Raw genomic sequence first — 23,385 nt, 5'->3', positions numbered from 1 at the left:
CGGGCCCCGTGCGATGCTCTGGCCCGTGGAGACCAAGTCCGTCAGTCCGGTGTTCGTGGGTCGAGTCGATGAGCTGGGGGTATTGAACGACGCGCTGGCCCGGGCCGCCGGGGGCGAGCCGCAGGCGTTGCTGATCGGCGGCGAGGCCGGGGTCGGCAAGACCAGGCTGGTCGAGGAGTTCGCGACCGCCGCCCGCTCCCGGGGTGCCGTGGTCGCGCTGGGCGGCTGTGTGGAGATGGGCGCCGACGGACTGCCGTTCGCGCCCTTCTCCACCGCCCTGCGCGCCCTGCGCCTGGCCCTGCCCGAGGCGCTCGCGGACGCCGCCGCAGGACAGGAGACCGAGCTGGCCCGGCTCCTGCCCGAGCTGGGCGAGACCGGCTCGCGCCGCCACGACGAGGAAGGCATGGCCCGCCTCTTCGAACTGACCGCGCGGCTGCTGGAACGCGTCGCCGCCGACCGCACCGTCATCGTCGCCCTGGAGGACCTGCACTGGGCCGACGCCTCCACCCGGCATCTGCTCGCCTACCTGTTCCGCACCCTGCGCACCGGCCGCCTGGTCGTCCTCGCCACCTACCGCGCCGACGACATCCACCGCCGCCATCCGCTGCGCCCGCTCCTCGCCGAGCTGGACCGGCTGCGCACCGTCCGCCGCCTGGAGCTGCGCCGCTTCAACCACACCGAGGTCGGTCGCCAGATCGCCGGCATCCTCGCCCACGAACCCGACCCCATGCAGGTCGACGCCATCTTCGAACGCTCCGACGGCAACGCCTTCTTCGTCGAGGAACTCGCCGTCGCCGCCCACGAGGGCTGCCGCACCGGGCTCACCGACTCGCTGCGCGATCTGCTCCTGGTGCGCGTCGAGGGGCTGCCGGAGAGCGCCCAGCGGGTCGCCCGGATCGTCGCCGAGGGCGGCTCCACCGTCGAGTACCGGCTCCTCGCCGCCGTCGCCCGGCTCGCCGAGGACGACCTCATCGAGGCGCTGCGGGCCGCCGTCAACGCCAACCTGCTGCTCGCCACCGACGCGGGCGACGGCTACCGCTTCCGGCACGCCCTGGTCCGCGAGGCCGTCGGCGACGACCTGCTGCCCGGCGAGCGCTCCCGCCTCAACCGCCGCTACGCCGAAGCCCTGGAGGCCGATCCGACGCTGGTCCCCGCCGACGAGCGCATCATGCGCCTGGCCAGCTACTGGTACCACGCGCACGACGCCGCCAAAGCCCTGCCCACCGTTCTGGAAGCCTCCGTCGAGGCCCGCTGCCGGCACGCCTACAGCGAGCAACTCCGGCTCCTGGAGCGGGCGATGGAGCTGTGGGACGCCACCCCGGAGCCGATCCGCGCGGCCCTGCGCCCCGTCGACTACACCGAGGTCTACCCGCCCTGCGGCTGCGACCCGGCGACCACACCGCTGCGCTATCTCGACCTGATGGCCGAGGCCGCCGTCGCCGGGCGGCTGTGCGGCGAACGCGAACGCGCCCTGAAGATCACCAAACGGGCGCTGAGTCTGCTGGCCGAGGAGGACGATCCGCTGCGCTCCGCCTGGTTCTGGGTCCAGCGCTCCCGGCTGGTGCAGTCCCAGTCCCGGGGCGACGGCTGGCGCGAACTGGGCACCGCCCAGGACCTGGTGCGCGGCCTGCCCCCGTCCGAGGTGCACGCCGACGTCCTCGCCCGTGCCGCCCACTGGTCCACGCTGCGGACCCCAGGACCCGACGCGCTGTCCGCCGCCGAGCGGGCCGTGGAGTACGCGCGCATGGTCGGCGCCCGCGAGATCGAGTTGAACGCCCGCCTCACCCTCGGCGGCCTCATGGTCGACGCCGGCTCCGTCGAACCCGGCCTCGCGGAGATGCACGAGGTCAAGGAACTGGCCCTGGCGGAGGACGTCCCCGATGTCGCCGGGCGTGCCTACGTCAACCTGCCGTCCATGCTGGAGGCGGTGGGCCGCACCCGTGAGGCGGTCCCGCTCCTGGAGGACGGCATCGCCTACGCCCGCCGCCACGGCCTGCTCGACAACGAGGCCTGGATATGGGCCAACCGCTCCGACTCCCTGCACACCCTGGGCCGTTGGGACGAGGCCGACGACGCCGGTGCCCAGGTCCTGCGGGTCGGACTCGGCGTCAAACCCCGGGGCCACGGCGCCGCCTGCCTCGCGCGGATCGCCCTGGACCGGGGCGACCTGGCCGAGGCCGCCCGGCAACTCGCCGTCGCCCGCGGCCACTTCGGCACCCACGATCCGATGCCCCAGCAGTCCCTGCCGCTGGCCCGCCTCGCCCTCGGCATCGCCGCCGCCGAGGGACGCCTCCTCGACGCCCGCGCCGAACTGGTACGCGCCCTCAGCGTCGGCATCCCGCCCGGCTCCCAGCAGCACGGCTGGCCCCTTCTGCTGACGGCCGCCATCGCCGAGGCCGACGCCCATGCCCTGCCCATCGCCGCCGACGGCCGCGCGGAGGCTCTCGAACGGCTCCGGGACGCCGCGAAGAGGACCGCCACGGGGGTGCCGGTCTGGTTCGCCCACGAGAAGTGGTTGCGTGCCGAGGTGCGGCGGGCGGAGGGGCGGGACGACATCGACATCTGGTCCGACGTCGTCACCGCGTTCGAGAGCCTCGACCGGCCCTATGACCTTGCCCGGGTCCGGCACCGGCTGGCCTCGACGCTGCTGTCCGCCGGGGGCGACGACGAGCGGGACCGGGCGACCGAGTTGGTGCGGCTCGCCCATGCCGTCGCCGGGCACCTCGGGGCGCGGCCGCTCGCCGACGCCGTCGCCCTGCTCGCCCAGCGGGCCCGGCTCGCCCTCGACGGGGGGTCCGGGCGGCGGGGGGTTCCTTCCGATCCCGTGGAGGCGTTCGGGCTGACCGGTCGGGAGCGGGATGTGCTGCGGCTGGTGGCGGTCGGCCGCACCAATCGGCAGATCGCCGAGGAACTGTTCATCTCGCCCAAGACCGCGAGCGTCCATGTCTCCCACATCCTCGCCAAACTCGGCGTCGCCGGACGCGGCGAGGCGGCGGCGGTCTCCCACCGCCTGGGGCTGTTCCCAACGGCGGGCTGAACACCGGGCGAGGCGGCGGGTGCGGGGGGCTGCTCGCTGCATCGCGGGTGGGTGAGTGGGTGCGTGGGGTCGTTCGGCGGGGCGCCGGTGGGCCGTTCGGCGAACCGTTCGGCGATGCGTCTGCCGATGCGGTTGGCGGGTGGGTGGTGCGGTGGGCGGGGGGAGGGAGGCGTGCGTCGGGGGCGCGTTCGGTGGGGCGGGCGTACGGTGGGGAGGCGACCGGTGTACAGGGGAGGTGCCCGTGTTCAGCTTTTTCGAGGAACTTTTTGCGCCAGGGCGTAAGCACACTCGTGAGGAGCAGAATCGGCTGGAATTGACCCGGGAGGATGTCGGCGACGGCGCTCCGGGCAGGGGGCCGATCGATCTTGCCTCCGGCAAGGTGATAGTCCGCCGAGCGCCGGGGGATCGGTAGCCGTTCCGGCGGGGGCGCCGACCGGGTGCGGGGCCGTGGGGGTTGGCCGCGCAGTTCCCCGCGCCCCTTGGGGGTGGGTGCTGGGTTGGGTTGTTGGTTGGGTGCGGGGCCGTCGTGGCTGGTCGCGCAGTTCCCCGCGCCCCTAGGGGGTGGCAGTCGCGTTCCTTACGGTGGGGCCTTGCCGGTCCCGGCGAGGCGTTCCGGCAACGTTCGCGACAGGCGCGGGCCCACTGCGGGAGGGCGGCCCACGCCGGGTCCGCCACGAGGCACGGTGACGACCACCCCCTCCAGGGGCGCGGGGAACTGCGCGCCAAGCCCCTACGGTGCTGCACCTGACCACGATCCCGCCCGCTGTCCTCACGCGGGGTTGGTCGCGAGGCACGGTGATGGTCACCCCCTCCAGGGGCGCGGGGAACTGCGCGACCAGCCCCCACGGCGCCGCACCCGACCACGGACCCGCCCGCTGTCCCCGACGCCGGGTTGGCCACGACTCACGGCGATGGCCACCCCCTCCAGGGGCGCGGGGAACTGCGCGCCAAGCCCCCACGGCGCCGCACCCGACCACGAACCCTCGCCCGAAGGGCCAGGCCATGGCGGAGCCGTGCCCTCACCCCCGTCCCCCCCACCGCGCCGCACCCGACCACGAACCCTCGCCCGAAGGGCCAACCCGACCCAGCCGCGTCAGCGGGCAAGCCCCCCTCCCCGTAGCCCCCTACCTCACCCGTACCTCCAGAATCCTGTCGTCGCCCTTGCCCGGCGTGCCCCGGCCGTCCGTTTCGCTGGTGAGGAGCCAGAGCCTGTCCGGCGCTGCCTGGACCACCGTTCGGAGGCGGCCGTAGGTGCCCTTGAGGAAGGGCTGGGGGTCCGCTGCCACCGCCGTCGCCTTGAGGGGAACCCGCCAGAGACGTTCCCCGCGCAGGCCCGCCAGCCAGATGGAACCCCGCGCGTAGGCGATCCCGCTCGGGGAGGCGTCAGCGGTGTGCCACTGGGCGATCGGGTCCTGGTCGGCGGCGTCAGCGGCGTCAGCGGCATCGGCCGCGTCGGCAGAATCGCCGGAGTTCGAGGACTCGCCGGAGTTCGAGGACTCGCCGGAGTTCGAGGACTTGCCCTCCGTGTCCGGCCAGCCATAGTCGCCGCCCGGCTTGATGACGTTCAGCTCGTCCCACGTGTCCTGCCCGAACTCCGAGGCGAACAGCCGCCGTTCGGCATCCCAGGCGAGACCCTGGACGTTGCGGTGGCCGTAGGAGTAGACGGGGGAGCCGGGGAAGGGGTTGCCCGGGGCCGGTGCGCCGTCCGGGGTCAGCCGCAGGATCTTGCCGGCCAGCGACGTCCTGTCCTGGGCAAGACCCCGTTCGCCGGTCTCCCCGGTACCCGCGTACAGCATCCTGTCGGGGCCGAACGCGATCCGGCCACCGTTGTGGATCATGCCCTTGGGGATGCCGCGGAAGACGGTGCTGGGGGCGCCGAGTTGCTCACCCGACGGCTTCTGCGGGTCGTAGCGCATGCGGACGATGCGGTTGTCGGACACGGAGGTGACGTAGGCGTAGACCATGCGGTCGGACGCGTAGTCGGGGGAGAGCGCGAGGCCGAGAAGGCCTCCCTCGCCCGCAGGGGAGACCCCGGACACCGTGCCCAACTCGGTCTGCTCGCCGGTCTTCTCGTCGACCCGGGTGAGGGTTCCCTCGTCGCGGGAGGAGACCAGCAGGCCGCCCTCGGGGAGCGGGACCAGACCCCACGGCGATTTCAGGCCGGAGGTGACCGTCCGCAGCACGGTCACGGAACCCTTGGCGGGCGCGGCCGACTCGGTCGCCCGGGACGGGGGAGGGGAGGAGCGGGAGTCCGCCCACGGGGGCGAGGTTCCGGCGCCGGACGCGGAGCCGTCGTTCGCGTCGGCGGAGCAGCCCGCCGTCAGCAGGAGGGCGGCGGCGGCCACCACGGCCGGCACGGGTCGTCGTCGCACGTTCTCGGTCCCTTCGACACGGCGGATTCTCAGTGTCATACCCTGCCCGCGCCCCCCCCGGGGCCCCGATCGCCGAAATCCGACGCCGAACACACCTGACCAGAACCACCACCCCTCCCGCCAGCCCGGCTCCTACCAGCCCAACTCCCAGCCGCCCGGCCCTCGTTGGCCCAGCTCTCGGTGTTCAGGCGTCCGCCAGCCCGGCGTCCGCCAGTCCGGCTCCCGCCAGCCCGCTCCCGGTCGTCCGGCCCCGTTGCTCCAGCTCCCGCCAGCCCGGCCCCGGTCACGCCAGCCGCCCGGCTCCCGCCAGCCCAACTCCCAGCCGCCCGGCCCCCGTTGGCCCAGCTCTCGGTGTTCAGGCGTCCACCAGTCCGGCTCCCGCCAGCCCGCTCCCGGTCCTCCGGCCCCGTTGCTCCAGCTCCCGCCAGCCCAACTCCCAGCCGCCCGGCCCCCGTTGCCTCGGCCCCGTCGGCCCCGTCGGCCCCGTCGGCCCCGTCGGCCCCAGTGGACTCCCGTCCGCCCCCCCTCGCCCCGTCGCGCCTCAGTCCCAGGAGCCCAACGCTCGTGGTAGGTGGGCCAGTTCGGTGAGGTCTTGCGGGGTTAGGTGGAGTTGGGTGGACGCGCTGTTCTCCGTCACCCAGCGTTCGTGTTTGGTGCCGGGGACCGGGATCACGTGGTGGCCCTGGGCGAGGACCCAGGCCAGGGCGACCTGGGCCGGAGTGACGTTCCTGCCGTGGCGGGCGGCGATGCGGCGCAGGCCCACCACGATCGGCTGGTTCGCGGCCATCATCTCGGCCGTGAACCGAGGGTGCCGGGCCCGCAGGTCGTCCGGTTCGAACCCCTCGCCCGGGGTGAGCGTCCCGGTCAGATAGCCGTTGCCGAGCGGCATCGCGGCGAGGAAGCCGATGCCCCGCTCGGTGCACCACGGCAGCAGCTCCCGGAGCGCCTCGGGCGACCACACCGACAACTCGGCCTGCACCGCGCTCACCGGGAACACCTGCTGGACGCGCCGCAGTTGGCGCAAGGTCGAGTCGTGCGGCCCGCCCCGCGCCCGCCGGGAGCCGCGCGCCCCCACGGCGCACAGCCCGAGCGCGCGCACCTTCCCGGCCCCGACCAGCTCCGCCATCGCGCCCCAGGTCTCCTCTATGGGCACCTCGGGGTCGGCGCGGTGCAGCTGGTAGAGGTCGATGACCTCGGTGCCGAGCCGTCGAAGAGACGCGTCGCAGGCCCGTTTCACATAGCCGGGGCGGCCGTTGGCCACGAGGTGCTGGTCGCCGACGAGCAGACCGACCTTCGTCGACACGAACGCGTCGGCACGCCGCTGCCGCAACACCCGCCCCAGTAAAAGCTCGTTGGTGAACGGCCCGTACATGTCGGCGGTGTCCAGCAGCGTCGCGCCCAGGTCCAGCGCCCGGTGCGCCGCCCTGAGCGACTCGTCCATGCGCTGCCGCGACCCGTTGTACCCCCAGTTCATCGGCATGCACCCGAGTCCGACGGCCCCCACCGCGAGCGCCCCCGCGCCGATCGTCCTGCGCTCCACCTGCCCGTGACCCTCCTCTGCCCGGCCCCCAACCTAACCTCTGGCCTCCCGGCGTCCTGACATAGCCTCCTGGCATGACTGCTGACGTATGGCTCCCGCTGCCCCCCGACGAGATCGACGGCCTCCCCGAAGGCCCCCGCTACCACTACTGGAACGGCGCCGAGGAGTACCCGGCCGACCCGGCTGACTGCGCCTTCTACGTCGTCCCCTACATGACGCCCGACCCGGTCACCCTGCGCCCGCTGCCCGAGCTGACCGGCGTCCAGGTCGTCCAGACGCTCTCGGCCGGCGTCGACTTCCTCCTCCCCGCCCTCGGTCAACTCCCCACCGGCGTACGGGTCTGCAACGCGCGCGGGGTGCACGAGGCGAGCACCGCCGAGCTGGCGCTCACCCTGACCCTGTCCTCCCTGCGCGGCGTCCCCGGCTTCGTGCGGGCCCAGGACCGGGGCGAGTGGAACGGCGGTTTCCGGCCGTCGCTCGCGGACCGCACGGTCATGATCGTCGGGTACGGCTCGATCGGGTCGGCGATCGAGGACCGGCTCCTGCCGTTCGAGGTCACCCGGGTGATCCGCGTCGCGCGCTCGGCGCGCACCACGGAGCGCGGTCCGGTGCACCCGTTCACCGACCTGCCCGCGCTGCTGCCCGAGGCCGACGTCGTCATCCTCTCCACGCCCCTCACCGACACCACCCGTCACCTCGTCGACGCCGGCTTCCTGGCCCGCATGAAGGACGGCGCCCTCCTGGTGAACGTCGCCCGCGGCCCCGTCGTCGAGACCAAGGCGCTCCTCGCCGAACTGGCCGACGGCCGGATCACCGCCGCCCTCGACGTCACCGACCCCGAACCGCTGCCCCGCGAACACCCGCTGTGGACCGCGCCCGGCGTCTTGATCAGTCCGCACGTCGGCGGACCCACCTCCGCGTTCCGACCGCGCGCCGAACGGTTGCTGGCCGACCAGTTGACCCGTTTCGTGAACCGTGAACCACTGCGGAACGTGATCCTGACGACGGGCTCGTAGCCCGCTTCCGGCACCCTCAGCAACCCTTCCGGCGCGTACCGTGCCCACATCTCCGCTGGTCGTCACGGAGCGTAGAGGAACTATGTCCCTGAGTGACGAGTCTGGTGTATCGTCCGGGCAGGGGCTGCGCCGTGCAACGACTCGGCGCCGGGGATGACATGGAGACTGTGAGGGGGGCGACGGGCGATGCACGGCCTATGGACGAACGATCCGACGCGGCGGAGCCGCCGACGGCGACCCGGGTGCCCGGCCGCGCGCAATCGCGGCCGGTACCTCCGAAGGCACAGCGCGGGCAGAACGCACGGACATCCGGCACATCGGAACCCTGGAACAGCGCGTACCGGGAGGACCCGGTGACCACACCGACCCCCCTCACCACATTCGAGCCGACACCGCGGGCCCACCCCGCACCCGGGACCCCGCTCCCGCCACCGGCCACCGCCGGCTGGACGAGCCTGGTCCACCAACTCCTGCTGGCCCTGGTCTGCGGCGGATACGCCGTAGGCTCGGCGCTCGGCTGGGGCTCCAAGCAAGTCGCCATGGTCATGGGTGACTTCGGGCTGAGCGCCGCCGCGGGCACCGCCGCGGTGTCCTGTTTCTTCTACGCGCGCACGCGCCGTATCCGCTTTCGACCCGCCTGGCTGCTGTTCGCCCTCTCCTCGGCGATGGCATCCCTCGGCAACGGGGTCTGGGGGTGGTACGAGGTCGTTCTGGAGCGTCCGGTGCCCACTCCCAGCTTCGCCGATCTGTTCTTCCTGTGCTTCGCGCCGCCCGCCATCGTGGGACTCCTGGTGCTCGCCAAACGCCCGGTGACCAAGGCCGGTTGGGTCTGCCTCGGCCTGGACGCCTGGCTGATCGGCGGCTCCCTGCTGACGCTGTCGTGGAGCCTCGCGCTCGCCCAGGCCGCCAAGTTCGACGGCCCGAGCGTCGCGCACACCGCACTGTCCCTGGCGTATCCGCTGCTGGACATCGCCCTGGTCAGCATGGTCCTCGCGCTGCACTTCCGGCGCTCGGCGGTGAACCGCACGGCGGTCAACATGGCGATCGGCGCCCTCGCGCTGACCGTGATGAGCGACGCCCTGTTCACCTCACCGCTGCTGCACAACGACTACCGCTCGGGCCAACTCCTGGACGCCGGCTGGTTCGCGGGCTCCCTGCTGCTCGCCTACGCGCCCTGGGCAGCGCCCCGGCACGCCTTCCCGGACGACGACGGACCGGAACGCGAACCGCACACCCGCGTGGTGCGCGAACACGTCCCGGGACGCCCGCACCCGGCCCCGCCGCAGGGCGGTGACCACAGCCGCTACCCGGTCTCCCGGCCGATCGCCGGCTCGCTGGCCGCGCTGACGCCCTATCTGGCCGCCGCCGTCTGCACGTTGGGGATTCTCTACAACGTCCTCAACGGCCGCAGCGTCGACCGGGTGGTGCTGATCACCGGCGGCACGGTGGTCCTCGCGCTGGTGGTCCGCCAGGGCATCATGCTGCTCGACAACATCACCCTCACCCAGGAGTTGGCGCAGAAGGAGAACCACTTCCGCTCCCTGGTGCAGGGCTCCAGCGACGTCATCATGATCGCCGCCCCGAGCGGCATACTGCGCTACGTCTCCCCGGCCGCCGCCGGCGTCTACGGCCGCCCGGCCGAGGACCTCGTCGGCAGCGAGCTGGCCACCCTCATCCACCCGGAGGACCTGGGCTGCGTGGTGCACGAGGTGCGCCGTTTCCTCGCCGCCAGCCCCCTCACCGAACCCACCACCCGCATCGAATGCCGCTTCCGCTCCGGCGACGACGGCTGGCTCAACGTCGAGTCCACCGTCAACCGGCACCACGGCGGCCTCATCTTCAACAGCCGGGACGTCACCGAACGCGTCCGCCTCCAGGCGCAGTTGCAGCACAACGCGGAGCACGACCCGCTCACCGACCTGCCCAACCGCGCGCTGTTCACCCGGCGCGTCCAGCAGGCCCTGTCCGGCCGTCGCGCCTCCGACCGCGGCGCCCACCTGCGCGGCACCGCCGTGCTCTTCATCGACCTCGACGGCTTCAAGGCCGTCAACGACACCATCGGCCACCAGGCCGGCGACGAACTCCTCGTACAGGCCGCGCACCGGCTCCAGGACGCGGTCCGGCACGGCGACACCGCCTCCCGGCTCGGCGGCGACGAGTTCGCCGCGCTCATCGTCGGGGACGGCACCCGGGACTCGGCCGCCCGGGAACGGCACATCATGGACCTCGCCGACCGGCTGCGGGTCACCCTGTCCCAGCCGTACCTGATCGACGGCAACGACGTCCGGGTGGCCGCCTCCATCGGCGTCGCCTTCGCCGAACCTGGCCTGGGCGCGGGCGAGTTGCTGCGCAACGCCGACCTGGCGATGTACCGGGCCAAGGCGGCGGGCAAGGGGCGCGTCGAGCTGTACGCGCCGCAGATGCAGCAGGACGTGGTGCGCAAGGCGGAGTTGGCCACCCGGCTGCGGGCCGCCCTGCACGACGGCGAGTTCACGCTGCTGCACCAGCCCGTCGTCTCGCTCGCCGACGGCCGTATCGACTCGCTCACCGCACAGGCCCGCTGGCGCTCCTCACAGGGGGTGCTCTTCACCCCGGCGGAGTTCCTGCGGGTCGCCGAGGACAGCGACAAGACACAGGAGCTGGGCCGCTGGGTCCTGGAGGAGGCCGTCGAACGGGCGGCCGAGCGGGCGGCGACCGGCATCACCGTGCCGGTGGCCGTGCGGCTGAGCGCGCGGCGGCTGCTGGACCGGTCGATGCCGCTGGGCTCCGTCGAGGCGCTGCTGACCCGGCACGGGCTGCCGTCGGGGTCCCTGGTGATCGAGCTGTCCGACACCGACCCCCGGGTCAGCCTGGACGAGCTGGAACGGCGTCTGGCGGCGCTCAGGCGGCTCGGCGTACGGATCGCCCTGGACGGCTTCGGCAGCGGCTACGCGGCCATCACGGCGCTGCGCAGACTCCCCGTCGACGTGCTCAGGCTCGACCGCGGTCTGGTCGAGGGCGTCGTCGAGTCGGCGCGGCTGCACAAGATCACCAGCGGGCTGCTGCGCATCGCGGGCGATCTCGGGCTCCAGTCCGTGGCCGACGGGGTGGATCTGCCGGAGCAGGTCGTGGCGCTGCGCGCGATGGGCTGCACGCACGGGCAGGGGATGGCGTTCTCCGGCCCGCTCGACGAGTACCGGCTGCGCCGGGCGCTCGGCTCCGGGCACTATCCGGTGCCGCACGGTCCCGTCGAACCGGCGTTCGCGGGCGGGCTGCGGGAGCTGGAAGGGCGCGTCGGCGTCGAGGGCGTGGTCGCGCGCAGGTCCGACGGGCTGAGCGCGGTCGTCGCCTCCACGCCGACGGCGGCGCCCCGGCGGTGAGCACGTCACAGGAAGCGGACGGGTGCCTCATCGGAAGTGAACGGATGCGTCGTTCACATGATGAGACTCCCGTCCCACCCGCTTGACACTGGGTGCGCGTGGGGGAGAAGGTCGATTCCATGCGCACCCGAATTCTCGTACTTGGACAGCGCGTCGGCTGAGCTGGTGACTTCCGGACGGACCCGGAAATCCTGGCGACCACACCCCGGCGCGCTCCCCTCGCTTGCCCTACGGCACGAGGGGTTTTTTGTTGCACAGGCACCTGTGGCGTGGCAGTCGAATATCGTACAAAACTCGCATAAAACCCTCAGCATCGAGAAGAGAATGCCGATGACCGAGCAGGCCACCGGGGCCCCGCATCCGCAGCCGCGGCCCCGATCCGGAGGACAGCACTCCGCCCCCGAGCGGGTCACGGGTGCGCAGTCCCTCATCCGCTCTCTTGAGGAGGTCGGGGCCGGCACGGTATTCGGCATTCCCGGCGGCGCCATCCTTCCCGCCTACGACCCGCTGATGGACTCCACCCGGGTCCGCCATGTCCTCGTCCGCCACGAGCAGGGCGCGGGACACGCCGCCACCGGCTACGCCCAGGCCACCGGCAAGGTCGGCGTCTGCATGGCGACGAGCGGTCCCGGCGCCACCAACCTGGTCACCCCGATCGCCGACGCGCACATGGACTCCGTGCCGCTGGTCGCGATCACCGGCCAGGTCGCCTCCAAGGCCATCGGCACGGACGCCTTCCAGGAGGCGGACATCGTCGGCATCACCATGCCGATCACCAAGCACAACTTCCTGGTCACCAAGGCCGAGGACATCCCCCGGGTGATCGCCCAGGCGTTCCACATCGCCTCCACCGGACGCCCCGGCCCGGTCCTCGTCGACATCGCCAAGGACGCCCTCCAGGCGCAGACCACGTTCTCCTGGCCGCCGGTCATGGACCTGCCCGGCTACCGCCCGGTGACCAAGCCGCACGCCAAGCAGATCCGCGAGGCCGCCAAGCTCATCACCGCCGCCAAGCGCCCGGTCCTCTACGTCGGCGGCGGCGTCATCAAGGCGCAGGCCACCGCCGAGCTGAAGGTTCTCGCCGAGCTGACCGGCGCGCCCGTCACCACCACCCTGATGGCGCTCGGCGCGTTCCCCGACAGCCACCCGCTGCACGTGGGGATGCCCGGCATGCACGGTGCGGTCACCGCCGTCACCGCGCTCCAGCGGGCCGATCTGATCGTCGCCCTCGGCGCCCGCTTCGACGACCGCGTCACCGGCAGGCTGGACAGCTTCGCCCCGTACGCCAAGATCGTCCACGCCGACATCGACCCGGCGGAGATCGGCAAGAACCGCGAGGCCGACGTGCCGATCGTCGGGGACGCCCGCGAGGTCATCGCCGACCTCGTGCAGGCCGTCCAGAAGGAGCACGGCGACGGCCACCAGGGCGACTACAGCGCCTGGTGGAAGGACCTGAGCCGGTGGCGCGAGACCTACCCGCTCGGCTACGACCAGCCCGCCGACGGCTCCCTCTCCCCGCAGCAGGTCATCGAGCGCATCGGCCAACTCGCCCCCGAGGGCACCGTCTTCGCGGCCGGCGTCGGCCAGCACCAGATGTGGTCCGCGCACTTCATCCAGTACGAGAAGCCCGCCACCTGGCTCAACTCCGGCGGCGCGGGCACCATGGGCTACGCCGTCCCGGCCGCCATGGGCGCCAAGGCCGGCGTCCCCGACCGGACCGTCTGGGCGATCGACGGCGACGGCTGCTTCCAGATGACCAACCAGGAACTGACCACCTGCGCCCTGAACAACATCCCGATCAAGGTCGCCATCATCAACAACGGCGCCCTCGGCATGGTCCGCCAGTGGCAGACCCTCTTCTACAACCAGCGCTACTCCAACACCGTGCTGCACAGCGGCCCCGGCGCCGAGGGCACCCCGCAGAACGCCGGCACCCGCGTCCCCGACTTCGTCAAGCTGTCCGAGGCCATGGGCTGCCACGCGATCCGCTGCGAGTCCCCCGACGACCTCGACAAGGTCATCGAGGAGGCGAACTCGATCAACGACCGCCCCGTCGTCATCGACTTCATCGTCCACGAGGACGCGATGGTCTGGCCGATGGTCGCCGCCGGCACCTCCAACAACGAGATCATGGCCGCCCGGGACCTGCGCCCCGACTTCGGCGACTCCGCAGACGACTGAGCCGAGAGAGAAGACGAACGACATGTCCAAGCACACGCTCTCGGTCCTGGTCGAGAACACCCCCGGCATCCTCGCCCGGATCGCCGCCCTCTTCTCCCGCCGCGGCTTCAACATCGACTCCCTCGCCGTCGGCGTCACCGAGCACCCCGACATCTCCCGCATCACCATCGTGGTGGGCGTCGAGGAACTCCCGCTCGAACAGGTCACCAAGCAGCTCAACAAGCTCGTCAACGTCCTGAAGATCGTCGAACTGGAACCGGCCCACGCCGTTCAGCGCGAACTCGTTCTGGTGAAGGTGCGCGCCGACAACGAGACGCGCTCCCAGATCGTCGAGATCGTCCAGCTGTTCCGCGCCAAGACGGTCGACGTCTCCCCGGAGGCCGTCACCATCGAGGCCACCGGCTCCGGCGAGAAGCTGACCGCCATGCTCAAGATGCTGGAACCCTTCGGTATCAAGGAGCTGGTCCAGTCCGGCACGATCGCCATCGGCCGCGGCGCCCGCTCCATCACCGACCGGTCGCTGCGGGCGCTCGACCGGACCGCGTAACCGGCGCACGGGCGGCCCCGGCCGCCCGTATGCCGAGACCCCGAAACGCACCTTCCGCCCACCGGCATACGGTGGAACGCGACACCTGTACACAAGGAGAGAACCCAAAGTGGCCGAGCTGTTCTACGACGCCGACGCCGACCTGTCCATCATCCAGGGCCGCAAGGTCGCGGTCATCGGATACGGCAGCCAGGGCCACGCCCACGCGCTGTCGCTGCGCGACTCGGGCGTCGACGTGCGCGTCGGCCTGCACGAGGGCTCCACGTCCAAGGCCAAGGCCGAGGAGCAGGGCCTGCGCGTGGTCACCGTCGCCGAGGCCGCCACCGAGGCCGACGTCATCATGATCCTCGTCCCGGACCCGATCCAGGCCCAGGTCTACGAGAAGGACATCGCCCCCCACCTCAACGACGGCGACGCGCTGTTCTTCGGCCACGGCCTGAACATCCGCTTCGGCTTCATCAAGCCGCCGGCCGGCGTCGACGTCTGCATGGTCGCCCCCAAGGGCCCGGGCCACCTGGTCCGCCGCCAGTACGAGGAGGGCCGCGGCGTTCCCTGTATCGCCGCCGTCGAGCAGGACGCCTCCGGCAACGCCTTCGCGCTCGCCCTGTCCTACGCCAAGGGCATCGGCGGCACCCGCGCCGGCGTCATCAAGACGACCTTCACCGAGGAGACCGAGACCGACCTCTTCGGCGAGCAGGCCGTCCTCTGCGGTGGCACCGCGGCCCTGGTCAAGGCGGGCTTCGAGACCCTGACCGAGGCCGGCTACCAGCCGGAGATCGCCTACTTCGAGTGCCTGCACGAGCTGAAGCTGATCGTCGACCTCATGTACGAGGGCGGCCTGGAGAAGATGCGCTGGTCGATCTCCGAGACCGCCGAGTGGGGCGACTACGTCACCGGCCCGCGGATCATCACCGACGCCACCAAGGCCGAGATGAAGCAGATCCTCGCCGAGATCCAGGACGGCACCTTCGCCAAGAACTGGATGGACGAGTACCACGGCGGTCTGAAGAAGTACAACGAGTACAAGCAGCAGGACTCCGAGCACCTGCTGGAGACCACCGGCAAGCAGCTCCGCAAGCTGATGTCGTGGGTGAACGAAGAGGCCTGAGCCTCCAGGGCCAGGGGCCGGAGCACACGCTCCGGCCCCTTTGTCCCGCCTGTCCGGTCTCGGACGGGTGATCCTTCCGCAGCGGCGTGAACCGGCGCGCGCGACGCCACTAGACTTGCTGCACCAACACGCGTCAGGCCCACAGCGTCGTGCGTCTTCCACGCGGCTAGGCGACACCGAGGGACTGCGGGTGCGCACCCCCTGGCGTCGCTTTCCCCTCCACCGCATGCGGCCGTCGGGACGGCCGTCCGCACGCAATGGACTTGTGAGGACTCACGTGAGCTCGAAACCTGTCGTACTCATCGCTGAAGAACTGTCGCCCGCGACCGTGGACGCGCTCGGTCCGGACTTCGAGATCCGGCACTGCAACGGCGCCGACCGCGCCGAGCTGCTCCCCGCCATCGCCGACGTCGACGCGATCCTGATCCGCTCAGCGACCAAGGTCGACGCCGAGGCGGTGGCCGCCGCGAGCAGGCTCAAGGTCGTCGCCCGCGCCGGCGTGGGCCTGGACAACGTCGACGTCTCCGCCGCCACCAAGGCCGGCGTGATGGTCGTCAACGCTCCGACCTCCAACATCGTCACCGCCGCCGAGCTGGCCTGCGGTCTGCTCATCGCCACCGCGCGCAACATCCCGCAGGGCAGCCAGGCCCTCAAGGCCGGCGAGTGGAAGCGCAGCAAGTACACCGGCGTCGAGCTGGCCGAGAAGACCCTCGGCGTCGTCGGCCTCGGCCGCATCGGCGCGCTGGTCGCCCAGCGGATGTCGGCGTTCGGCATGAAGGTCGTCGCCTACGACCCCTACGTGCAGCCCGCGCGCGCCGCGCAGATGGGCGTCAAGGTCCTCTCCCTCGACGAGCTGCTCGAAGTCTCCGACTTCATCACCGTGCACCTGCCCAAGACGCCCGAGACCATCGGTCTCATCGGCGACGAGGCGCTGCGCAAGGTCAAGCCGAGCGTGCGGATCGTCAACGCCGCCCGCGGTGGCATCGTCGACGAAACGGCGCTGTACTCGGCGCTCAAGGAAGGCCGCGTCGCCGGCGCCGGACTCGACGTGTACGCGAAGGAGCCCTGCACGGACTCCCCGCTCTTCGAGTTCGACCAGGTCGTCGCCACCCCGCACCTCGGCGCCTCCACCGACGAGGCGCAGGAGAAGGCCGGTATCGCCGTCGCCAGGTCGGTCCGCCTCGCCCTCGCCGGCGAGCTGGTCCCCGACGCGGTGAACGTCCAGGGCGGGGTCATCGCCGAGGACGTTAAGCCCGGACTGCCCCTCGCCGAGCGCCTCGGCCGCATCTTCACCGCGCTCGCCGGTGAGGTCGCCGTCCGCCTCGACGTCGAGGTCTACGGCGAGATCACCCAGCACGACGTCAAGGTGCTCGAACTCTCCGCGCTCAAGGGCGTCTTCGAGGACGTCGTCGCCGAGACCGTGTCGTACGTCAACGCCCCGCTGTTCGCGCAGGAGCGCGGCGTCGAGGTGCGGCTGACGACCAGCTCGGAGGCGTCGGAGCACCGCAACGTCGTGACCGTGCGGGGCACCCTCTCGGGCGGCGACGAGGTGTCCGTCTCCGGCACGCTGGCCGGTCCGAAGAACATCCAGAAGATCGTCGCCGTCGGTGAGTACGACGTCGATCTCGCGCTCGCCGATCACATGCTGGTGCTGCGGTACGAGGACCGGCCCGGGGTCGTCGGTACGGTCGGGCGGGTGCTCGGTGAGGCGGGAATCAACATCGCCGGGATGCAGGTGTCACGGTCCACCGTGGGTGGGGAGGCGCTGGCTGTCCTTACCGTGGACGACACGGTGGCCTCCGGCGTGGTGGGGGAGGTCGCCGAGGAGATCGGCGCGACGTTCGCTCGTTCCGTGAACCTGGTCTGACGCCGGTTCACGCCACGCCTCTGAGGGCTCCGCCCCCAGACCCCCCTTCGGCCTGAACGGCCTCGTCCTCAAGCGCCGGACGGGCTGAGATAGCCCCCGTCGGGTGAAGAGTGACCGTCGGAATTGCTGAATAGTCGCCGGGCCAGCTGGAGATCTTCAGCTGGCCCGGTGATTTGTTTGTAGGCGGGCTGTCTTCAGGGCCATGTGGAGGAGTAGGCGGTCTTCGCCCTCGTTGAGGTTCAGGGACGTCAGCTTTTCCACTCGGGAGAGGCGGTAGTAGAGGGTTTGGCGGTGGATGCCCAACTCGGCTGCTGTGCGGGCTGCTTGGCCTGCTCGGTCCAGGTAGGTCTCTGCTGTGCGGGCCAGTTCGTGGTTCGCGGGGGAGAGGAGGGGGGCCAGCGCCGGGTCCTGGGGGGTTTCCGGGGGGAGGGCTGTCAGGAGGCGGTAGGGGCCGATGCGGGTCCACTCGGCGATCGGGCCCAGATGCGGGGCGGCGAGGGCCGCGCGGGCCGCGCCTGACGCCTCCGACCAGGCCGAGCCCAGGTCGGCCAGGCCCGTGCGGGCCGCGCCGATTCCGGCCGCCGTGTGCGGTGCCGAGCGTTCCAGGAGGCGGGTCGCCGCTGCCGTTGCCGGGGTCAGGGTGTCCGGGGATCGGAGGCGCATCAGCAGGGCCAGGGACTGGTCCGTGGCGCCCCACGGGATCGTGCACAGGGCCGTCGCGCCCGGGATCGTGCGGACCGACGGGGCGTCGGCCGGGTCGGCGGACGGCCAGGGGGCCACGCAGACCAGCGTGTGCGGGGCGTCGGCGCGTGGGCCGAGGGCGGTGCGCAGGTCGGCCACCGCCATGTCCCGTTGCCAGCCCCGTTCCGCCGTGAGGACCGCGCGGAGTTCGCGGGTGAGGTCGGCGCCGTGCTGGGCCTCGTCGGCGAGGAGGGCGCCGATGCGGGCCGTCACCGTCATCGCCGCCGCCAGCTGGGGCGCTGTGGGGCCGGGATCGTCGTCCAGGAGCCAGACATAGCCGAGGACGACACCCCGATGGCGTACCGGGAGGCAGATTCGTCCGCGCAGGACGCCCGCCTCGGGGGTGGGCGGGATGCGGAGGGGCCCCGTCGCGCGGGTGATGCCGAAACCCTCGAACCATGAGCGGACGGCGGCCGTGGAGCGCCGGGTCAGGATCGAACGGGTGCGCACCGGGTCGAGCGACGACGCGTCGAGGTCGCCCTCACTGTCGTACGCGCCGAACGCGATCAGCTCGAAGTCACGGTTCTCCAGGGTCGCGGGCGCCCCCAGCAGAGCGGAGATCTCGTCCACCAACTCCTGGTAGTCGCCGGTGTGGTGCGGGGGCGTCGCGTCCGTGGTCACTCGGGCATTCTCCCCTGAACCGGGCGCGCTTCATACATCTGTCTGAGATCCAGGGCACGAATGCGTGACAGCTGTCGATGGTCGACGATCAAAGCGGTCCATAGGTTTCACGTGGTTCTCCGTGCTGTTGCCGGATCGTCGGGAACAGCCCCGTTCGGGTTGGTAGTGGAGGTGGCCCGTGCTGGGTCCCGTGATTCTCGCCGCGTCGCGCAGCGACCGGATGCGCCGCATGATCTCGGCCGCCCCGGTGACCAGACAGGTCGTCGACCGCTTCATCCCGGGCGAGACCGTCGACGACATCGTCCCGGTCATCGAACGGCTCACGGCCGCCGGTCTCGACCTCACCATGGACGTCGTCGGCGAGGACATCACCACCCCGGCCCAGGCCGCCGCCGCCCGCGACGCCTACCTCGCCCTCGTCGAGCACCTCAAGGCGCTCCGGCTCGGCGAGCGCGTCGAGATGTCCGTCAAGCTGTCGATGTTCGGGCAGGCCCTGGAGAACGGCCATGAGCTGGCCCTCGCCCATGCCCGGCCGGTCGTCGAGGCCGCCGCCGCCATCGGCACCACCGTCACCCTCGACGCCGAGGACCACACCACCCTCGACTCGATGTTCGCCATCCACGAGGAACTGCGCACCGACTTCCCGCAGACCGGCTGTGTGATCCAGGCCTACCTGTTCCGCACCGAGGCCGACGCCCGCCGCCTCGCCGCCGCAGGCAGCCGGGTCCGGCTCGTCAAGGGCGCCTACAAGGAGCCCGCCGACGTCGCCTACCAGCAGAAACACGAGATCGACAAGGCATACGTCCGGGCCTTGAGGATTCTGATGGCCGGCGACGGGTACCCGATGATCGGCTCCCACGACCCGCGTCTCATCAGCATCGGCCAGGAGCTGGCCCGCACGGCCGGACGCAAGCCCGGCGACTACGAGTTCCAGATGCTCTACGGCATCCGGAGCGACGAGCATCTGCGGCTGGCCGCCGAGGGCCACCGCATGCGCGTCTACACCGCCTACGGCACCGACTGGTACGGCTACTTCATGCGGCGCCTTGCCGAGAAGCCCGCCAACCTGCGGTTCTTCGCGCGCAGCATGCTCACCACCGGCTGAATCCCCGCTGCTCAGATAGGAGTTACGGAACTCATGGACGCTGTGACCCAGGTCCCCACCCCCGTCAACGAGCCGGTGCACTGCTACGCCCCCGGCTCGCCCGAGCGCGCCCGGCTTGAGGCCAAGCTGAAGGAGCTGGCCGAGAACCCGATCGAGCTGCCGATGACCATCGGCGGCGAGCGGCGGCCGGGCGGCGGCGAGACCTTCCAGGTCGTCCAGCCGCACGCGCACGCCTCCGTCCTCGGCACCGGCCGCCACGCCACCCGGCAGGACGCCCAGGACGCGATCGACGCGGCCCTCGCCGCCGCCCCCGCCTGGCGCGCTATGTCGTTCGACGACCGTGCCGCGATCATCCTGCGCGCCGCCGAACTGCTGTCGGGGCCGTGGCGCGAGACCCTCGCCGCCTCGACCATGCTCGGCCAGTCCAAGACCGCCCAGCAGGCCGAGATCGACTGTCCCTGCGAACTCGTCGACTTCTGGCGCTTCAACGTAAAGTACGCCCGCGACCTCCTCGCCGAGCAGCCCCCGGCCAACGCGCCCGGCGTCTGGAACCGCCTCGACCACCGCCCCCTGGAAGGCTTCGTCTACGCGATCACGCCCTTCAACTTCACGGCGATCGCGGGCAACCTCCCGACCGCCCCGGCGCTCATGGGCAACGTCGTCGTGTGGAAGCCGTCCCCGACGCAGACCCACGCCGCCGTGCTGCTCATGCAGCTGCTCGAAGAGGCCGGGCTGCCCAAGGGCGTCATCAACCTCGTCACCGGCGACGGCATCGCCGTCTCCGAGGTCGCCCTCGAACACCGGGACCTGGCCGGTATCCACTTCACCGGGTCGACCAGGACCTTCCAGCACCTGTGGAAGACGGTCGGCAACAACATCGAGAAGTACCGGACCTACCCGCGGCTGGTCGGCGAGACCGGCGGCAAGGACTTCCTCGTCGCCCACCCGAGCGCCGACCGCGCCGTCCTGAAGACCGCCCTGACCCGGGGTGCCTTCGAGTACCAGGGCCAGAAGTGCAGCGCCACCTCCCGCGCCTACATTCCGGCGTCGATCTGGAACTCCGGGTTCAAGGAGGAGTTCGCGGCCGAGGTCGACCAGCTGACCATGGGCGATGTCACCGACCTGACGAACTTCGTCGGCGCCGTCATCGACGACCGTTCGTTCGCCAAGAACAAGGCCGCCATCGACCGCGCCAAGCAGGACCCGACCTGCACGATCGTCGCGGGCGGCAGCTACGACGACTCGGTCGGCTACTTCGTCCGCCCGACCGTCGTCGAGTGCTCCGACCCGGACAACGAGGTGTTCCGCACCGAGTACTTCGGCCCGTTCCTCGCCGTGCACGTCTACGAGGACGAGCACTACGACGCGATGCTGACGCAGATGGAAGCCGTCTCCGACTACGCCCTGACCGGCTCGGTCGTCTCCAACGACCGCGCCGCGGCCGCCGCCACCATGGAGAAGCTGCGCTACGCGGCCGGCAACTTCTACATCAACGACAAGTCGACCGGCGCCGTCGTCGGCCAGCAGCCCTTCGGCGGCGGCCGGGCCTCCGGCACCAACGACAAGGCCGGCGCCCCGCAGAACCTCCAGCGCTGGACCCTGACCCGCGCCATCAAGGAGACTCTGGTCGCCCCGACCGACTACGGCTACCCGCACATGGGCTGACCTCGCCCGACGCGGGGCCCGAACCCCGCACGCAAGCTGCCTCCGCCTCCGGTCCCCCACCGGAGGCGGAGGCCTTTTCGTGTACCGGGGGTGCACTGGGGGTGCCCGTGAGGTGGCCGCCGTCTCAGATAGTAGGAAGTCCGAGCAATTGTGGAGACAGACCGAGTCTCCTCACCTAGCTTTGTAGAAGCCGAACGTCTCGCTCGACCAAGCGAATGGCGGTCGTGAGCCGGGCCCCGAGCAGGTCACCCCTGCGGCTTCGCTCCCTGCCTCATCCGGCGTCTCGTATCTCCCCCCATTTCCGCACTCCCTTTTGTGCCGAAGGAGTCGAACCCCCATGGCCGAGACGACCGTCCGCCGCCGCGTCCGCCACGTGTCCCGCACCAGCGAGTCCGACCGGCAGAACGCCGCCGCCGCGCTCCAGCGCGCCCTCGATCGCCGGGACAACGGCGGTTCCACCGGGCACTGAGCCGGGCAGAATCACCAGACCGGGAGCCGCACCCGATCGGGGTGCGGCGCGGGGTCACGCTCCGCGCCGCACCTCGAAGTGATCGATCCGCTCACCGTTCTGCGCCAGCGCCGACACCGTGAGCCGGGGCGAGCCTCCCGCCCGGGCCTCCACCGTGAGCAGCGAGAACCCCCGGTAGCGCACCCGGGACCAGGCCACCGTCTCCGCCTTCTGCTCCCGTGCCTTCGTCCACGCGAAGGTCTCCACGGAGTCGCGTCGGGTGACGTGCCCCTCGTAGCTCTCCTGCACGCCCGTCGGGAAGCCGTACAGGTCCTTGCCGCCGCCGCCCGCCGTCACGTACACGATCCCGTCGCGGGTCGGGTCGGTGGACCCGCCGACCGGCACCGTCCGCCCGACCTCGCCGTCCCGGATCGCGTCGGTGCGCTCGTAGACGTGGTTGTGGCCGTTGATGACCAGGTCCACCTGGTGCTTCGCGAACAGCGACAGCCACGTTTCACGCACCCCGCCGTCGGAGGCGTGCGTGGACGTCGAGTAGGCGCAGTGGTGGAAGAAGACGACGACGAAATCGACGTTCGCGTCCGCCCGCAGCCGGGTCAGCTCGCCGTCCAGCCACGTGGTCTGGCGGCCGTCCGAGTAGCCCAGGTTGGCGGGGATCTCGTAGGACACGTCGTTGGCGTCCAGGGCGACGAAGCCGACGTTGCCGTAGGTGAACGCGTAGACGCCCGGGGAGGTCTTCGGGTCGAAGCCGTTCTCGGGCAGGGCCCAGCGGGCGAGCTGGCCGCCGTAGCCGTCGGGGGAGTACCAGGCCTCCATGTCGTGGTTGCCGGTCGTCACCATCCACGGCACGGTCCGCGCGACCGGCTCGTTCTGCTTGAGGAACAGGTCCCAGTAGCCGGGGTCGTAGCCGTCGGTCGTCCTGCCCTGGCCGCTGACGTCGGCGTAGCAGATGTCCCCCGCGTGCAGATGGAAGGCGGGGTCCTGGCGCAGGATCACATCGTCGTTGGCGGACGCGGCCTGGCTGACGCCCTGGTCGCCGAAGGCCGTGAAGGTGAACGACTCCGGGCTGGCCGGCGCCGTGCGGAAGGTGGCGACGGTCGCGCGGTGCGGGGCGGCCGCCGGGTCGAAGCCGTCGTGGCCGACGCCGTAGTAGTACGTGGTGCCGGGCCGCAGCCCGTCCAGCGCCGCGTGCACGTAGTACTGCTCGAACGCCGGTCGCACGCCCGTCAGCGCCGGGGTGTGCAGGTCGCGGATCTCGGCGTCGACGCGGCGGTCCAGCGCGTCCGGCTTCAGGCCGACCCGCACGAACGGCTTCCGCACCGCCAGCGGCACCTGCCAGGAGACCCGCAGCTGTGTCTTCGGATCGGCGCCGAACGCCAGATGACGGCCGAACGGCGCCACCACCGAACCGTGCACCGCCCCCGAGACCGAGGCGGGCGCCGAAGGACCCGCCCGGCCCTTCGTCCCCGGGGTCGCGCAGCCGCCGGCCAGCAGGCCGCCCGCCACCGCCCCCGCCGTCACCAGCGTGCGCCGCCTCACGAGCCTGGTCCGCAGGTACTCGTGCTGCTCGGCCATGCTCATCCGGTGCGCGAGACGGGCCGGAATACCGAAGTCGGGAAGGTCCATGGAAGGGAACTTCCCAGCGCGGGCCAACACCCCGCAGACCTGCGGGTGAACGGGTGACGACGGCTCGGCGCCGGGTGCTCGCGGACCGTCCGCATGCTGGACATGCCATGTCACTCCATGGGACGGAGAGTAGG

The 23,385-nt window shown here is 71.6% G+C and carries 15 protein-coding genes; 11 read left to right on the top strand and 4 right to left on the bottom strand.

All coding sequences use genetic code 11. The features are described 5' to 3' along the window. Window positions 1-13 precede the first annotated feature (13 nt). Both ACIQOU_RS14455 and ACIQOU_RS14450 read left to right on the top strand, forming a co-directional pair. Window positions 14-3,037 carry an AAA family ATPase gene (locus tag ACIQOU_RS14455; protein ID WP_401536985.1) on the top strand — a complete coding sequence of 1,008 codons (3,024 nt, stop codon included), beginning with the start codon at window positions 14-16 and terminating at the stop codon, window positions 3,035-3,037. Between the two features lie 55 nt (window positions 3,038-3,092). Further along, a complete protein-coding gene (locus ACIQOU_RS14450; protein WP_401536984.1) occupies window positions 3,093-3,449 on the top strand; it encodes a DUF6191 domain-containing protein in 357 nt (118 codons plus the stop codon). Between the two features lie 712 nt (window positions 3,450-4,161). Here ACIQOU_RS14450 and ACIQOU_RS14445 read toward each other — a convergent pair. Together ACIQOU_RS14445 and ACIQOU_RS14440 are read right to left on the bottom strand one after the other, a co-directional pair. Then, on the bottom strand, window positions 4,162-5,448 hold the full coding sequence (locus tag ACIQOU_RS14445; protein ID WP_401536983.1) for a PQQ-dependent sugar dehydrogenase: 1,287 nt from the start codon (window positions 5,446-5,448) through the stop codon (window positions 4,162-4,164). Between the two features lie 502 nt (window positions 5,449-5,950). Further along, window positions 5,951-6,949, bottom strand: a complete 999-nt coding sequence (locus ACIQOU_RS14440) for an aldo/keto reductase (RefSeq protein WP_401536982.1) — start codon at window positions 6,947-6,949, stop codon at window positions 5,951-5,953. Window positions 6,950-7,023: 74 nt separating this feature from the next. On the opposite strand from ACIQOU_RS14440, the gene ACIQOU_RS14435 reads away from it, so the two are divergent. From ACIQOU_RS14435 to serA, 6 genes are all read left to right on the top strand, one after another. Next, a complete protein-coding gene (locus ACIQOU_RS14435; RefSeq protein WP_401536981.1) occupies window positions 7,024-7,965 on the top strand; it encodes a 2-hydroxyacid dehydrogenase in 942 nt (313 codons plus the stop codon). Between the two features lie 197 nt (window positions 7,966-8,162). Beyond that, entirely contained in the window at window positions 8,163-11,324 is a 3,162-nt protein-coding gene (locus tag ACIQOU_RS14430; RefSeq protein WP_401536980.1) for a putative bifunctional diguanylate cyclase/phosphodiesterase, read from the top strand. A 324-nt stretch (window positions 11,325-11,648) separates the two neighbouring features. Continuing rightward, a complete protein-coding gene (locus ACIQOU_RS14425; protein WP_401536979.1) occupies window positions 11,649-13,505 on the top strand; it encodes an acetolactate synthase large subunit in 1,857 nt (618 codons plus the stop codon). A 22-nt stretch (window positions 13,506-13,527) separates the two neighbouring features. Continuing rightward, window positions 13,528-14,052, top strand: coding sequence for an acetolactate synthase small subunit (gene ilvN / locus ACIQOU_RS14420; protein ID WP_401536977.1), 525 nt, complete (start codon window positions 13,528-13,530; stop codon window positions 14,050-14,052). Window positions 14,053-14,161: 109 nt separating this feature from the next. Further along, window positions 14,162-15,160: a ketol-acid reductoisomerase gene (gene ilvC, locus ACIQOU_RS14415; RefSeq protein ID WP_401536975.1), complete on the top strand. Its 999-nt coding sequence runs from the start codon at window positions 14,162-14,164 to the stop codon at window positions 15,158-15,160. A gap of 277 nt (window positions 15,161-15,437) precedes the next feature. After that, complete coding sequence (gene serA / locus ACIQOU_RS14410; protein WP_401536973.1) at window positions 15,438-17,027, top strand: phosphoglycerate dehydrogenase; 1,590 nt, start codon at window positions 15,438-15,440, stop codon at window positions 17,025-17,027. A gap of 156 nt (window positions 17,028-17,183) precedes the next feature. On the opposite strand, the gene ACIQOU_RS14405 is transcribed toward serA, so the two are convergent. Further along, window positions 17,184-18,389: a PucR family transcriptional regulator gene (locus ACIQOU_RS14405; protein WP_401536971.1), complete on the bottom strand. Its 1,206-nt coding sequence runs from the start codon at window positions 18,387-18,389 to the stop codon at window positions 17,184-17,186. Between the two features lie 178 nt (window positions 18,390-18,567). Here ACIQOU_RS14405 and ACIQOU_RS14400 point away from each other — a divergent pair, with 178 nt between their 5' ends. The 3 genes from ACIQOU_RS14400 (at window position 18,568) to ACIQOU_RS14390 (ending at window position 21,628) form a co-directional block, all read left to right on the top strand. Next, window positions 18,568-19,494 (top strand): proline dehydrogenase family protein, encoded by a 927-nt coding sequence (locus ACIQOU_RS14400; RefSeq protein ID WP_401536969.1) that lies wholly within the window; start codon window positions 18,568-18,570, stop codon window positions 19,492-19,494. A gap of 33 nt (window positions 19,495-19,527) precedes the next feature. Beyond that, a complete protein-coding gene (gene pruA / locus ACIQOU_RS14395) occupies window positions 19,528-21,159 on the top strand; it encodes an L-glutamate gamma-semialdehyde dehydrogenase (protein ID WP_401536968.1) in 1,632 nt (543 codons plus the stop codon). Between the two features lie 337 nt (window positions 21,160-21,496). Next, window positions 21,497-21,628 (top strand): hypothetical protein, encoded by a 132-nt coding sequence (locus tag ACIQOU_RS14390; protein WP_306963308.1) that lies wholly within the window; start codon window positions 21,497-21,499, stop codon window positions 21,626-21,628. Window positions 21,629-21,682: 54 nt separating this feature from the next. Here ACIQOU_RS14390 and ACIQOU_RS14385 read toward each other — a convergent pair whose 3' ends face one another. Next, window positions 21,683-23,251 (bottom strand): purple acid phosphatase family protein, encoded by a 1,569-nt coding sequence (locus ACIQOU_RS14385; protein WP_401536967.1) that lies wholly within the window; start codon window positions 23,249-23,251, stop codon window positions 21,683-21,685. Window positions 23,252-23,385: the final 134 nt, after the last annotated feature.

This window comes from Streptomyces sp. NPDC091279 (genome assembly GCF_044757465.1).
Classification (GTDB): domain Bacteria; phylum Actinomycetota; class Actinomycetes; order Streptomycetales; family Streptomycetaceae; genus Streptomyces.
Note: the sequence above shows the minus strand (reverse complement) of the source record. Positions and strands in the feature narration are given on the sequence as shown.